The 14,578-nt window shown below is 46.7% G+C and carries 9 protein-coding genes; 7 read left to right on the top strand and 2 right to left on the bottom strand.

Features of this window, described 5'->3' with window-relative positions:
- The first annotated feature begins 12 nt into the window (after positions 1 to 12).
- From QT973_RS10880 to QT973_RS10870, 3 genes are all read left to right on the top strand, one after another.
- On the top strand, positions 13 to 1,308 hold the full coding sequence (locus QT973_RS10880) for a TldD/PmbA family protein (RefSeq protein WP_333211829.1): 1,296 nt from the start codon (positions 13 to 15) through the stop codon (positions 1,306 to 1,308).
- A gap of 114 nt (positions 1,309 to 1,422) precedes the next feature.
- Positions 1,423 to 2,379, top strand: coding sequence for a GDSL-type esterase/lipase family protein (locus QT973_RS10875; RefSeq protein WP_333057998.1), 957 nt, complete (start codon positions 1,423 to 1,425; stop codon positions 2,377 to 2,379).
- A gap of 441 nt (positions 2,380 to 2,820) precedes the next feature.
- The gene (locus tag QT973_RS10870; RefSeq protein ID WP_333057997.1) at positions 2,821 to 5,634 is read left to right on the top strand and encodes a chloride channel protein; all 2,814 of its coding nucleotides are present in this window, start codon (positions 2,821 to 2,823) and stop codon (positions 5,632 to 5,634) included.
- A gap of 335 nt (positions 5,635 to 5,969) precedes the next feature.
- Here the strand turns inward: QT973_RS10870 and QT973_RS10865 are convergent, their stop codons facing one another.
- Positions 5,970 to 7,481 (bottom strand): FAD-dependent oxidoreductase, encoded by a 1,512-nt coding sequence (locus QT973_RS10865; RefSeq protein WP_333391317.1) that lies wholly within the window; start codon positions 7,479 to 7,481, stop codon positions 5,970 to 5,972.
- Between the two features lie 101 nt (positions 7,482 to 7,582).
- Between QT973_RS10865 and QT973_RS10860 the strand changes: the two genes are divergently transcribed.
- The 4 genes from QT973_RS10860 to QT973_RS10845 all read left to right on the top strand — a co-directional run bounded on the left by QT973_RS10860 (position 7,583) and on the right by QT973_RS10845 (position 11,887).
- On the top strand, positions 7,583 to 8,428 hold the full coding sequence (locus tag QT973_RS10860; RefSeq protein WP_333260441.1) for an ABC transporter permease: 846 nt from the start codon (positions 7,583 to 7,585) through the stop codon (positions 8,426 to 8,428).
- 182 nt (positions 8,429 to 8,610) lie between these two features.
- Complete coding sequence (locus tag QT973_RS10855) at positions 8,611 to 9,462, top strand: ABC transporter permease (protein ID WP_333240272.1); 852 nt, start codon at positions 8,611 to 8,613, stop codon at positions 9,460 to 9,462.
- Between the two features lie 51 nt (positions 9,463 to 9,513).
- Complete coding sequence (locus QT973_RS10850; RefSeq protein WP_333057993.1) at positions 9,514 to 10,575, top strand: spermidine/putrescine ABC transporter substrate-binding protein; 1,062 nt, start codon at positions 9,514 to 9,516, stop codon at positions 10,573 to 10,575.
- 223 nt (positions 10,576 to 10,798) lie between these two features.
- Complete coding sequence (locus tag QT973_RS10845; protein ID WP_333391315.1) at positions 10,799 to 11,887, top strand: ABC transporter ATP-binding protein; 1,089 nt, start codon at positions 10,799 to 10,801, stop codon at positions 11,885 to 11,887.
- A gap of 165 nt (positions 11,888 to 12,052) precedes the next feature.
- Here QT973_RS10845 and QT973_RS10840 read toward each other — a convergent pair whose 3' ends face one another.
- Positions 12,053 to 14,233 (bottom strand): thioredoxin domain-containing protein, encoded by a 2,181-nt coding sequence (locus QT973_RS10840; RefSeq protein WP_333211843.1) that lies wholly within the window; start codon positions 14,231 to 14,233, stop codon positions 12,053 to 12,055.
- Positions 14,234 to 14,578: the final 345 nt, after the last annotated feature.

Below are 14,578 nucleotides of genomic sequence, written 5' to 3'. Positions count from 1 at the left end.
CCACCGAGAACAATGACCAATCACCAATCAGCAGAACAACTGTTAGAACTAGCCACCAAAGCAGGTGCAGAAGCTGCTGAGGTATTGGAATCGCAATCGCTCTCGCGGCCGGTCTTTTTTGAAGCAAACCGCCTCAAACAGCTAGAAACCGCCCAAGCAGAAGGTATTGCCCTGCGGCTGTGGCGGGATGGGCGGCCGGGTTTGGCGGTGGCCTACGGGCCCGTGGAAGCGCAAATTTTGGTGGACAGGGCGATCGCGCTTTCGCAACTTAACGAACCGGAAACCATCGAACTCGGCACCGGTGAGAAAGTTGTTTATCCCGATCGCGGAGTGTCGGTGCCGGCCGAACAGCTAGTAAACTGGGGAAAAGAGGCGATCGCGATCGTCCGCGAAGCTTATCCAGAAAGCCTCTGCACCGCCGAACTCGACTGCGAAATCGAGAACACGCGCTTGGTGAACACCAAAGGCTTGGATTCCAGTCACACCGACACCACCCTCAGCGGTTACTTATCAGCAGAATTAGTGCGGGGAGAAGATTTCCTCAACATTTGGGAAGGCGAAACCGAACGCGGCACCCTCGACTTAAACACCAGCGCCAAGCGGGTTTTGCAGCGTTTGGAATGGGCGAAAGAAAATGTAGCCCCCCCCACGGGCAGGGTGCCGGTGCTGTTTACAGCCAAAGCCGCCGACTTGCTGTGGGGGACTGTCTGTGCGGCGTTGAACGGCAAACAGGTACTCGAAGGCGCTTCGCCTTGGAACGATCGATTAGGCCAACAAGTGACATCGCCCCTTGTCACCCTCTCGCAGCAGCCGGATATCGGGCCCTATAGCTGTCCTTTTGATGACGAAGGTACTCCCACTCGGGCGATCGTCTTTATCAACAGCGGAGTGTTGCAGCTATTTTATACCGATCGTACCACCGGTCGAGCCTTGGGCAGTGGCACCACCGGCAACGGATTTCGCCCAGGTTTGGGCAGCTATCCCACGCCGAGTTTATTCAATGTTTTGATTAAACCAGGTTCGCGATCGCTAATCGATTTAATCGCTAAATTAGACGACGGAATTGTAGTCGATCAAATGCTTGGCGGCAGTGCCGGAATTTCCGGCGATTTTTCAATTAACGTCGATCTCGGCTACCGAGTCAAAAAAGGTCAAATAGTCGGCAGAATCAAAGACACAATGGTAGCTGGCAATGTTTACAGCGTCCTCAAACAATTAGTAGAATTGGGAGGAGACTCCGAGTGGAACGGTTCTTGCCAAACACCGTCTCTAATTGTAGAAGGATTGTCCGTCATCGGCAAGAATTAAAGTCAGTTGTTAGTAGTCAGTTGGCAGTTGGCAGTTGGCAGTTTTTAGTAGCCAGTTGTCAGCAATCATCCGTTAACAGTCAACAGTCAACAGTCAACAATTCCCACACATAATATGCGTATTTGTTTTATCGGCGATTCTTTTGTAAACGGTACTTGCGATCCAAAATGTCTCGGTTGGACAGGACGGATTTGCGCGGCCGCTTGCGGACAAGGACACGATATTACCTACTACAATTTAGGAATAAGGGGAGAAACCAGTGCCAATATAGAAACTCGTTGGTTCAACGAAGTTTCTTGCCGCTTACCTCACTACGCTGACGGCAGAATAGTATTTTCCTTTGGCGTCAACGACACTTACCGAGAAAACGAAAAAAATCGCATAGAAGTTGAAAAATCAATTGAAAATGCTCGCTCTATTCTCACGTCAGCCAAAGAAATATTTCCAGTATTAATGGTAGGGCCACCGCCAGTTATTGATGCCGATCGCACAAGGCGGATTGCCAACTTATCCGAACAGTTTGCCCAAGTTTGCAACGAGTTAAATGTGCCTTATTTAGATGTTTGCACCCCGCTGCAAAACTCGGAAATTTGGCATAAAGAACTTACCGAAAATGACGTTTCCCATCCCCGCGCCGCCGGTTACGCTGAATTGGCTAAAATAGTTCACAATTGGGACGGTTGGAAAGCTTGGTTTAAAAATATCAATATATCAGATCAAGAGACAGTAACGCTGTTCCGAGCCGTCGGCAAAAAAGAAATGGAACTGATTAAAGAAAGCGATTTTCTGGCATTTCCGCCGCGACTGTCTTTTCAGCCTATTTTTTATCCCGTACTCCACAAAGCCTATGCCATACAAATCGCGAGAGATTGGAATACAAGAGATGCAGCATCGGGATATTTCGGCTATGTCACGCGCTTTCGGGTTGCGGCAGAATTCTTAAAAAAATATCCAGTTCAAAATGTGGGCAGTTCGATTCACCAAGAATATTGGATTCCGGCAGAAGAATTGGCTCAATTTAATCAAAACATTGTGGGAAAAATTGAAATTTTTGCGGAATATCAACCCTAAAATCGAAGCAAACTATGCTAGAAATTAATCAATTTGAAGTAGTGAGTTTTGACTGCTATGGCACTCTGATAGATTGGGCAAGGGGCAAGACGGTTCAGTTAATGTTTTTTTTGTCCTTGCGAGCTTTAGGCGAAGCATAAGCCCTTCGGGCAGGCTTCGCCAACGCAGTGTATGTTTTTCACATGGTTTGGTCTCCATGAGTGTCTTATATCAATTCGGGTTACACCGGAATGATTGTTGACTGTTGACTATTGAGTGTTGACTCTTGACTCGGTGTCGAAAAACTGAATATTTGAGTGTTAAGTGTTGACTAAATTTTATGATTCCGATGCAACCGGAAACGCTATTATCTGAACCGTATTGAGTTATATTTTGCTAAGTCGAAGGATTTTTTGCTAAAGTGCGATCGAGCAGACAATTCTCAGGTCATCTACGCTATTTATGCCGTACATAACTATCCCTAAACAATTTAGGGAACCTTCCAGGGTTATCAAATCTCAACTTTTTTTACGGCCGAAACGCCTAGCCATTTTTGAAGCTTGTCTGATCGGCTTAGTGGCGGGACTGGCTGGTGTTTTGCTAAAGTCGGGAGTCGGATGGCTCGGCAGTTGGCGAGTTGCTACCTCGACATTAATCCCAGCTTGGATATTACTGCCCAGTGTCGGTTTAGGCGGCGGGTTGCTGACTGGTTTATTGATTGAGCGTTTTGCTCCCGAAACTGCCGGCAGTGGCATTCCTCACGTCAAAGCTGCTCTTGGCGGAGTCAATCTTTCCTTAGATTTGCGAGTAGCTGTCGCCAAACTTCTGACGACTATTTTAGCAGTTGGTTCCGGTTTAACTTTAGGCAGGCAAGGCCCTACTGTGCAAATAGGAGCATCTTTGGCTGGCTGGATAGGTCACTTGATGCCGACTTCCCCAGACTACCGCCGACAATTGATTGCTTGCGGTGCTGCTGCCGGATTGGCTGCTGGTTTTAATGCTCCCATTGCAGGAGTTTTGTTTGTAGTTGAAGAACTGCTGCACGACGTTTCGGGATTGACTTTAGGGACTGCAATTATCGCTTCATTTATCGGTGCCGTTGTCTCGCAGCTTTTGGGCGGCGATAGTTTAAATTTGAACCTTCGCGCGTACCAAACCAGTTTTGATGCTCAGGAAATCCCGTTTTATATACTATTAGGAGTTTTAGCGGGATGGCTGGGAGCTTTGTTCACCAAAGGGATTATGGCTAGCTTGCAATTTAACAGGCGATCGCTCAAATTAGCTTTGCCCGTGCGAATGGCTCTAGCTGGCATAATCTGCGGTTCAGTAATAGCTTTTCTCCCAGCAACTTTCCGCGATAATACGGGTTTACGGGAGTTTATGCTGACAGGCGAAGCAAGCGGGATAACGAGTTTAATTGCTTTTATAGCTCACTTTTTTCTAACAATTATTTCCTCGGCTTCTGGAGCTCCGGGAGGATTGTTTTCCCCTGCCCTAGTTATGGGTTCTGCACTCGGTCACATGGTGGGAATTGTGCAGGCAGATTCCCTGGGTGTCGGTTTGCCGGTAACTTACGCTTTGGCGGGAATGGGAGCGTTTTTTTGTGCGGTTTCTAGGGCGCCGATTACTGCGGTAGTGATTGTGTTTGAAATTACGGCGGATTTCAAATTAGTGCTGCCTTTGATGATCTGTTCTGTAGTTGCTTATTTGGTGGCGGAAAAGGTGGACAGTGGCTCTTTTTACGATCGCCTTTTGGAGTTTAACGGCATTCAACTGACAAAGGCAAAAGCTGCCAGCAATACTTTGAGCGACTTGCACGCAGATGACGTGATGCAGCGCCGAGTTGAAACTCTTTCGAGTCTGCTGACTTTCGATGAAGTGATGCAGGCTTTTTCGCGATCGCACCACCGAGGATTTCCAGTAGTTGAAGATGGCAAATTAGTCGGAATTGTCAGTCAAACCGATTTGGCAAATGCCAGCGATCGCAATTTGTCCGGCAACTCGCTGCTTAAAGAATTTATGACTGTAGGGCCGATCGCAGTCAAAGCAAGGGATACTTTAAGCGAGGTATTGTACAGGCTCAACAACTACAATATCAGCCGTTTGCCAGTCGTAGAAGGCCGGCGTTTGGTGGGAATTATTACCCGCAGCGACATTATCCGAGTTGAATCCGATCGCCTCACCGGAGAAACAACCCAGGGCCCGCATCCAGAACCTTCCTATGTTGTCTATCAAACCAGGGCTCCGCAAGTCGGAAACGGCCGCTTATTAGTGCCGCTTTCCAACCCCCAAACAGCACCCGCTTTGCTGCGGCTGGCGGCGGCGATTGCGCGCGATCGTAATTACGAATTAGAATGCCTGCAAATCATCATAGTACCGCGCAACAGTTCCCCCTCCGAAAGCGCAGTGCGGACAACCAAAAGCCGCCGCCTGCTACAACAAGCCGAGCGAATTGTTCGCAATTTGAACTTGCCAGTACACACCCAAATACGGGTAGCTCACGACGTGCCTAACGCGATTTTGGAGACAATTAAGGAGCGACATATCGATTTGATTTTGATGGGCTGGCAAGGCGAATTATCCACAAAAGAACGCATTTTTGGCGATGTGGTCGATACCGTAATTCGGCAAGCAGGCTGCGAGGTAATTTTGGTTAAATGGAGCGAAAAACTATTAGCAACACGTCAGAAAAATGAGTTTTCCGGCGCTTTTAGCGGCCGGAAATATACCTCTATCGAATGGGAGTTAAATCCCGAAAAAGTTGAGGGCGCAGATAATCCCCCATTGGCGAGATCCTCAGATTCATCAGCAACTCCTGACACTGAACTTTCCCTGCCGAATTCAGACATTCCAGCCCCAGAATTGGGGCTGCATACGCTGATGGGTTTGCACCGCTGGTTGGTGCCTATTCGCGGCAGTTACAAGCAAGCTGCGGCTTTGCGGTTGCTACCTGCTTTGGTGGCTGCGAGTGCTGTACCGGAGATTAAATTGTGTCAGGTTCATCAGCCTTCTGTTGCAGAACCCGATCGCGGAGAATTAAAGCAAGCAGCGGAGTTTATCAAGCGCCGGGTTAGCTGTTCGATAATAGCGACTTCGGTTTGCGCTAAATCGGTTTCTGATGCTTTAATTGATTTGGCTCAGAACGATCAGTGCGATGCGATCGTCCTGGGAGCGAGCCGGGAAGGGCTGCTGAAGCAGGTGATTCACGGGAATATCCCGGAAGCTGTGGCGCGCGGGTGCGACTGTACAGTCATTTTAGTGCGATCGGCCTCTTAGGAATGATAATTAAATAACTTCCACTCTTGAAAGTGGGATGGGCCTAAGAGCCCGTCCACTCATGACGGGCTCTTAGGCCCATCCCACAATAACAATTAAAATTGTAAGTTATTTAATTCGCGATCCTTAGCTAACCAGACGGGAATCCCCATTCTTCCTAACATCTCAGTTAAATCTGACATCTTGCAGCAATATCAATAAGAGGATTTTTCGTGGGGTCGGGCGGGTTTATAGAACCTATTTGCAAGCTTTAAGGCTGTTGGCGAACCCGCCCCTACGGCTAATTGAAAATGGTGCAAGATATCTGTTAAATGCGTTGCAGAATTTCCTTCTTCTTATGGCAGCCAAAAATCGGGAATGAAAGTTTTAGTCATACTGCGAGTAAACTGATTAATCTTTCTCCCGATTTGAATGTGCGGTTCGTCAGCTTCCACGGGAATAATTGCCGCTTTGTTTCCGATTCCGAAACGCGAAATCACCAAATTAGCCGCTTCCAAACCAGTAACATAAGCTTTTTCCTGCGACCAAGAACCGTGGCGGGTCACAACCCAATCGCCGCTCATCAATACATTATCATAACTTGTTACTGCCGGCAACAAATATTGATAGCTGCCAGGGGCAAAATGCGTCACCGCCCGCGACAGCCGAATCGCGCTGCTGTCAATTACTTTTGCCTCCCGAAAAGCCGGAATGCAAGTCGCTAAATCCCGCTGAACTAAGGAAACTATTTCCTCATCTTTTAGGGGAATTAATTGGTTTGCGTGATAAAAGTCAGCTTCGACAACTGTTCCCGGTTCGTCTCGAAATTCGTCGTGTAAAGCATTCAAATCAAAAAACGTCCAACCTGTAGTTGAACTAAATCCAAAACAGGCATTAGAAGGCAGGGGAATGTCAATTTTCCTGTCAAACCACAGGCGAACAGCTAACACGTCAACTGCACCCAGATTCATCGCGTCCCGAAACTCTTGGCGACTTTGCAAAGCTGGGCTGGTGCTGATAATTTTTTGCATTCCGGTGACGCCAACTGCAAAAATAACTGCATCTGCATCGAAGGTTTCTTCGCCGCAAACAACGCCTGTGGCTCGGTTGTTGCTGTCAACTCTTAAATCAGTAACTCGCTGCTTTGTCAATACTTTTGCACCGAGTTTTTCCAGGCGATCGACCCAGGGACGAAAGATTTTTTCTCCGACAGTTCCGCGACACCAAACTACATCAAAATCCGGTTGGTGTGCTAATATGAAATAATAAAGCATTCCTAAAGCGGCGGCGGCCGAACATTGTTCTCCGGGTGCAAATAAACCTACTAATAACATAGGCTCAAAAGCATCGCGGTAGAGTCTTGCAGAAACGCCAAACTGTTTGAAGAGTTCGCGGGCTGTGACGCGATCGTACCGGCGCCAAGCTTCGTCGGAATTGTCGAAATCTAGGACGGCGTAGAGTAAGGGTAAGGCTGAAAGCCGATCGACTAATGGCAGCCTTTTAAATCTGGTGTAAAGAAAGGTTCCTAACGGTGTGGGAAGGCGCGGTTCGTCCTGAAAAATTGGCGATTCTACTTCCAATCCCGCAGGTGAATACTGACAAGAACGAGTCCAAGGTGTGAAGGGATCGAGTCCTAATTCTTTGACTAGGGAAAAAATATTTTTGTAGGGATACCAGAAGCCATGAATCCCAGCTTCTACGGAACGCCCGCCGGCGGTTTTCCACCCTGCAACTAAGCCACCCGGATAAGGGCCTGCTTCTAGCAGGGTGACATCATAGCCTTGCTGGGCTAGGTGATAGGTAGCGCCTAAACCGGCCCATCCTGCACCGACGACGACTATTTTGGGGGTTGACGATTCTGCTGACATTGCGTACCTCTTGATAATTTATTAATGATGACATAATTCATAAAATGCGGATTTGATATAAAATGTGTTGCATTATGTGCTAAATTTCGCTTGAGTAAATAATGAGTGTCAAAAACCGCCAGCAAACTAACCTGTTGCTGCTCTTATTTCCCGCTACAGCCTGGCTGATGGTTTTCTTCATTTTGCCCGTGCTAATTGTACTGTTGTACAGTTTCTTAGAACGCGGTACTTACGGCGGCGTTACTTGGATATTTACTCTCAGCAACTACCAGCGTTTGTTCAGTGGACTTTTCTTAGGAGTAATTGGGCGATCGCTCTGGCTGGCTTTTCTAACAACAGCCACTTGCTTATTAGTTGGCTATCCCCTAGCATTCTTCATCGCCACCCGTTCTCCTCGCTGGCGAAATGCTTTGCTTTTGCTAGTAATTATTCCATTTTGGACTAATTTTTTAGTGAGAACCTACGCCTGGATTATACTGCTGCGTAGCGAAGGAGTAGTTAACACAGCCTTGCAAAGCCTGCAAATTATTAGCGAACCGTTAAATTTGCTTTTTACGCCTTTCGCTGTGGCGATCGGTCTTATTTACGGCTATTTACCTTTCATGGTTCTGCCTTTATATTCTAGCATAGAACGCTTCAATTTTTCATTGGTAGAAGCCGCTCACGATTTAGGGGCAAATGATATCCGCACTTTCTGGCGCGTATTTTTACCATTAACAACTCGCGGTATTGTGGCAGGCTCTATTTTAGTTTTTGTTCCCGCTGTCGGCGCTTTCATCACACCGGATATATTAGGTGGTTCTAAAACAGTTATGGTGGGAAATTTGATTCAGAATCAGTTTATGAGAGCCCGCGATTGGCCTTTTGGTTCGGCGCTTTCTATGCTGTTAACGGTAATCATATTGATTCCGGTGTTAATTTACTTCCGCGTGTCTGACGAAACTTAATAAGGTAAGGTAGGCCAGGAGTTTAGGTGGAAATTTACATCTTGCACCATTCTCAAGAACGGGCAAGATGCCCGTTCCACAAAGAGTAAATTTCTTGTGGGGTGGGCATCCTGCCCGCCCGTAAAAAGATTATTGAGAATAGTGCAATATCTCAGATAAAATAGACTCATGACTCATGACTAATGACTAAACTAGATTTACTCGTGCGGGCGATCGGCAAAAAGTGGCTTTGGGTACAAGCTGCACTAGCATTTGCCTTTCTTTACTTGCCAATTCTCATCTTAATTATTTACTCCTTTAACGCCTCCAGATTCAATGCCGTTTGGCGCGGTTTTACCCTCGATTGGTACCGCAGTTTGTTTAGCAATGCAGGCGCGACGATTGCTACGAGTAGCAGCGCCGGAATCTGGACAGCACTTAACAACAGCTTGCTAATTGCAGCTATTTCGACGGTGTTAGCGACAATTTTTGGTACAATGCTCGCCCTAGCACTCGAACGCTTTCATTTTCCGGGGCGCAAAGCTGTAGAAGCTTTACTGTTTTTGCCGATTATCATGCCCGAAATTACGATCGGCATTTCGCTGCTAGTTTTCTTTACCCTAGTATTTCGGATCGTAGAAAATCTCACGGGAATTCGCCTGAATCTCGGCTTACCTACCGTAATTATCGGTCATGTTGTCTTTAATATTTCCTTTGTGACTATTACTGTCAGGGCGCGTTTGGCGGAACTAGATCCTCAATTAGAACAAGCAGCTTTTGACTTAGGCGCTAACGAATGGCGGGCTTTTTGGCGCATCACTCTCCCTCTGATTTGGCCCGCTATTTTCAGCGCGGCACTGCTGGCTTTTACTCTGTCGCTAGACGATTTTGTCGTGACATTTTTTACCACCGGCGTCGGTTCCATGACGCTACCATTATTTGTTTATGGCATGATAAAATTCTCAGTGACGCCAGCGATTAATGCCATTTCAACTTTGATGTTGTTGGCTTCTTTGTTGCTCGTTGTATCATCGTTAAAAGTTCAGAAAACTTAAAAAAATTGCTTTCTGTGTCATAATTATTTTTGTCTGCAACTAACAAAACCTATGAAACGCCTGCTGACTTTCCTACTTTTGTTTGTGATGAGTGCAACGGTGGCTTTCGGCTGTAGCCCCACAGGTGGCAACCAACAGCAAGTGCTCAGCATTTACAATTATGCAAGTTATATCGCCCCAGAAGCGATCGCCCAATTCGAGAAAGAGAACAATGTTAAAATTCAATACGACACTTTCGAGAACAGCGACGCACTCTATGCCAAACTCAAACAGGGAAACCCCGGTTACGACTTAATATTTCCTGCCGATTACATGGTGAAAATCATGATCGCGGAAAATCTAATTGAGCCGCTGAATTTAAACAACATTCCCAACCAAAAGAACCTAGAACCTAAGTTTATCAATCAAGCTTTTGATCCAGGCAACAAATATTCGCTGCCCTACCAGTGGGGAACTATGGGAATTGGCTACAACGTGAAAACAGTCCAGGGAGAAATTAACAGTTGGGGGGTGATGTTCGACCCTAAATATACCGGAAAAGTAGCGTGGCAAGACGATGCTAGATACACATTAGCAGGAGTTTTAATGTATTTAGGGTTTGATCCAAATACAACCAATCCCGAAGAGATTAATAAAGCCCGCGATTTGCTGATTAAAAGTAACAATATCATTGCAGCTTTTGTCCCCGACACCGGGCAAAATCTGCTGGATCAAGGAGAAGTAAATTTGACAATGGAATGGAGCGGTGATATTTTCCAAGTGATGACAGAAAATCCTAATCTCCGTTACGCTATTCCCAAAGAAGGAACAATCATTTTTTCTGACAACATGGCTATTCCCAAAGGTGCGCCCCAGAAAGAGTTAGCGGAGAAATTTATTAACTTTGTTTTGCAGCCAGAAGTTGGCGCCCAAATTTCCAATTTTACCCACTTCGGATCGCCCAACAAAGCAGCAATTGATAAAGGTTTAATTGACCCGAACGATTTGAAAAATCCTCAAATTTACCCGCCGGCTGAGGTGTTTGGCAAAATGAAATTATTGGAGGATGTCGGGAAAGCAACTGCATTGTACGATCGAGCTTGGACGGAAGTTAAAGCAGGGGCCGGAAAGTAGATATAAAATAGGTTTCTGCCGGGGCTGGTTTACTTAATTTTTTAGCTTGTTTTGGAGTTGCACCATTCTCAAGAACAGGCAAGATGCCTGTTCCACAAAGAATAAATTTATTTCTTGTGGAACGGGCAAGATGCCCGTTCCTAAACCAGTAATTGAGAATAGTGCAAGATATCAGTTTAACCGGACTAGAACTCAGCTTTTTATACTCACACATACTAACACAATGCACTCTGTCGAAGTTTTAGAAGTTTCCAAAATATTTAAAAGTGCCCGCAGTAAAGATTTCTTAGCTGTAGATAACATCAACCTGCAAATTTACGATCGAGAATTCTTTTCTTTACTCGGCCCTTCCGGCTGCGGCAAAACTACAACTTTGCGAATGATCGCTGGTTTTGAAATTCCCACCGCCGGCGAAATTTACATTCACGGCCAAGCGATGCAAAATCGCCCGCCATTTCACCGCCCAGTAAATACGGTATTTCAAAACTATGCTTTATTTCCGCACATGACAGTAGCACAAAATGTCGCTTTTGGGTTGGAAATGGAGAATTTGCCTCAGAAAACAATTCGCGATCGCGTTGCTGAAGCCTTAGCATTAGTACAGTTAACCGAGGTAGGAAAACGCTATCCCCGCCAACTGTCAGGGGGACAGCAGCAGCGAGTAGCACTAGCAAGAGCATTAGTCAAACAGCCGTCTGTTTTGCTGTTGGATGAACCCCTAGGAGCGCTGGATTTAAAATTGCGTAAAGAGATGCAATTAGAATTAAAAAAAATGCAGCGAAAATTGGGAATTACGTTTATTTATGTAACTCACGATCAGGAAGAAGCACTAACAATGTCGGACAGAATTGCAGTGATGGATGGAGGAAAACTGCAACAAGTCGGGACGCCGGTTGATATTTATGAATATCCTAAAACGCGGTTTGTTGCTGATTTTATTGGCGACAGTAATTTTTTAAGTGGTCGAGTAGTAGAAAAGCAAAACGGTCAAATAATCGTGTTAATTGACCAGCAGTTGCCCGTGTTAGTTGCGACAGCAGAAGATATGCCCGCTGGGAAAGTTGTCACCCTGGTGTTGCGGCCAGAAAAAGCTGCTATTTATCCGGCTAATTATGACGATGAAAATAGCTGGCCGGGAATAGTAGAAGAGGCTATTTATATTGGCACTGATACGCGCTATACGGTGCGGTTGACTGCTAAAAGTTCGATCGCCCTTCGCCGACAAAACTTGCACAGAGATGACTTGCAGCGACACCAAGTCGGCGACAGCGTTCGAGTTGCCGTGCCGCCGGAAAGTATCTGCATTTGTTGACACTCAAGCGGGCTGAAGCCACTGAGATTCTTTGGAAGATTGAGGAGCAGACTGAAGATGCGATTCCTTCCCCGTAGAAGATAATCTACTTCTTCCTTCTGCTTCCTCCTTCTTCCTTCGCGTTTTTCGCGTCTTCGCGGTTCAATAATATAGACAGTATTGGTGCTAAACTCGCGTTTGACTTTGCAAAATTTCCTCCAACAGCCGCTCTTGACTTTTCGCCGGTTCCTTGCAAGTCAAACACTCGCAAACTAACCCGATAACCCCTTCAGGCAAATCAGCCTCAATCTGACAGACAGCAGTAGGATAATACTGAGAAATCAACCCAGCAATTCGATCGGGAGTCGTGCGAATCAGGGTAGAATGCTGATACCAGTCGATCGCCGAAAGTAGACTCGGACAAGCTTGCGGAGCATCTTGCACAATACTGCTGAAAGCTTGCAAGCCTTGCTGCGCGCGATCGAGATATTCCAAATTCGGGCCCAACAGCGCGAGGCGAACCAAAGATGCGATCGCAATTCCATTCGCCGCCGGAGTTGCATTGTCTATATAGCTGCGTTCCCGCACCAACAAATCTCCGCTAGCATCCTTAGCAGTATTGTAATATCCTCCCAATTCCACGCTCCACAAAAACTCATCAAATTCTTCTTGCACCTGCACAGCTTTCTCCAACCAAAACTGAGAATTCGGCAACTGTTTTGCCTCTTCCCCGTTGCCTAAAGTCAAACTCGCTTGATGCAAATCCAACAAAGCTTTCACAAACAAAGCATAATCTTCCGACTGCGCGGTAACAGCAGATTGTCCGTCATAATTCAACCGCTGAAACCGCCCATCCGTCCACTGATTGTCTAAAATAAAATTAGCCGCTTTCACAGCTAATTCTAGATATTCCCAATTTCCAAAAACAGCCGCCGCGCGGGCCAAGCCCGAAATCATTAAGCTATTCCAAGCAGCAATCATTTTCGTGTCAGTAACGGCGGGAATTCTACCCGGCCAACTGTCGTTTTTAGCTTCTTGATTGTTGCGGGCTGGCGGAAAGGTTTTTACACTATCGGGATTGCCACCGTAACGCACAGCAAAGAGTTTAGCCAAAGCCTTTTCTACCCTGTCGCTTAGTTTGCCCGGATGGCGGCGCTGCAAGACATTCTTGCCTTCAAAATTGCCGCTGCGACTAACAGTAAACTGTGCTTTAATTTCTGCCAATTCCTCAGCAGTTAATAGTTGTTCCAGTTCGGCATAAGTCCAGACATAAAATGCTCCTTCTTCCGGTTCTGACCCCCCCGTTGCCCCCCCTTGGTAAGGGGGGGTTGAATTTTCTGTTTCCCCTTGATAAGGGGGGGTTGAATTTTCTGCCCCCCCTTGGTAAGGGGGGGTTGGGGGGGTAAAGCTGTCCGCATCCTGTGCAGCATAAAAATAGCCTGTTGGCGCAATCATTTCTCGCTTTAACCATTCTACTGTCCCCGCGATCGCACTTTCAAAAGCGGGTTCTTGTATTCCCGCGCTCCACAAATTTGCTAAATACTCAACAATTTGACCGTTGTCGTAGAGCATTTTTTCAAAGTGTGGCACAGTCCAAGTCGCATCAACCGTATAGCGGTGAAATCCGCCTCCTACGTGGTCGTAAATGCCGCCCAATGCTAAGTCTAATCCGCGCTGAGTGCAGACTTGTTTGCTGTCGTATTTTGATTCAAAATTAAATCGCGTTCCCCGCAGTGCTAGCTCAGCATAAGGTATCATCGGAAAACTGGGGCCGGGGTTGCTGCCCGCAACAATTCCCGTGTTGAGTTCTAAGCCTTTTTGGAAGAGTTCGCGATTTAATTCTGCGGTTACTCCTGACAGCGCTGCCGTCTGTTGGAGGTTGCCTAAAATCTCTGCTTTGAAGGCTTCTACTTTGCCTTTTTCTGTGTCGTAAAAGCGGCGAATTGCTTGCAAAACTTCTAAAAATCCCGGCCGTCCGTAGCGCGGTTCTACGGGGAAATAAGTGCCTCCGTAGAAGGGAACTCGCTCGTCTGGAGTGAGAAAAACGTTGAGCGGCCAACCGCCTTGACCGGTCATCATTTGCAAGGTTTGCATATAAATGCTGTCGATATCCGGGCGTTCTTCGCGATCGACTTTTATCGGTATAAAATGCTCATTCATGTATTGGGCGATCGCGCGATCGGAAAATGCTTCCCCTTCCATCACCGTGCACCAGTGGCAGCTAGAGTAGCCAATTGACAGGAAAATCGGTTTATTTTCGCTTCGGGCCGCTTCTAGGGCTTCGTCGCACCAGGGCCACCAGTCGATCGGATTTTCGGCGTGTTTCCGCAGGTAAAGGCTTTGGGATTGAGCAAGACGGTTCACCATAATCAAATATACTTTTACTCGTGCTGGGTAAGCTTGTCATACCAATTTTTTATGAGGCCCCGTAGAATCAGATCCCCCCTAGCCCCCCTTAATAAGGGGGGGACAAGATTCCGCTCAAAGTCAACCCCTACTCCCCTTCTTAAGGGGGATTTAGGGGGATCGAGATATGTGCAACTTCACATTAAATTGGTATCAGTCCTCTAGCAGTTTAGCGCGAGATGTTTTAGTTGAGTTGTTGCTGATCATTATGTTTTAATATTAAGGCTGATGTGCGATTCGTTTAACCTAAATGGGTAGGTTCTCCTATCCAGGGACGGTTAGCCTAACTCCTAGAAGTTAGTGATA

The sequence above is a fragment of the Microcoleus sp. Z1_A1 genome, assembly GCF_036700305.1.
Classification (GTDB): domain Bacteria; phylum Cyanobacteriota; class Cyanobacteriia; order Cyanobacteriales; family Microcoleaceae; genus Microcoleus.
This window is presented reverse-complemented; position numbering and strand designations above follow the sequence as displayed.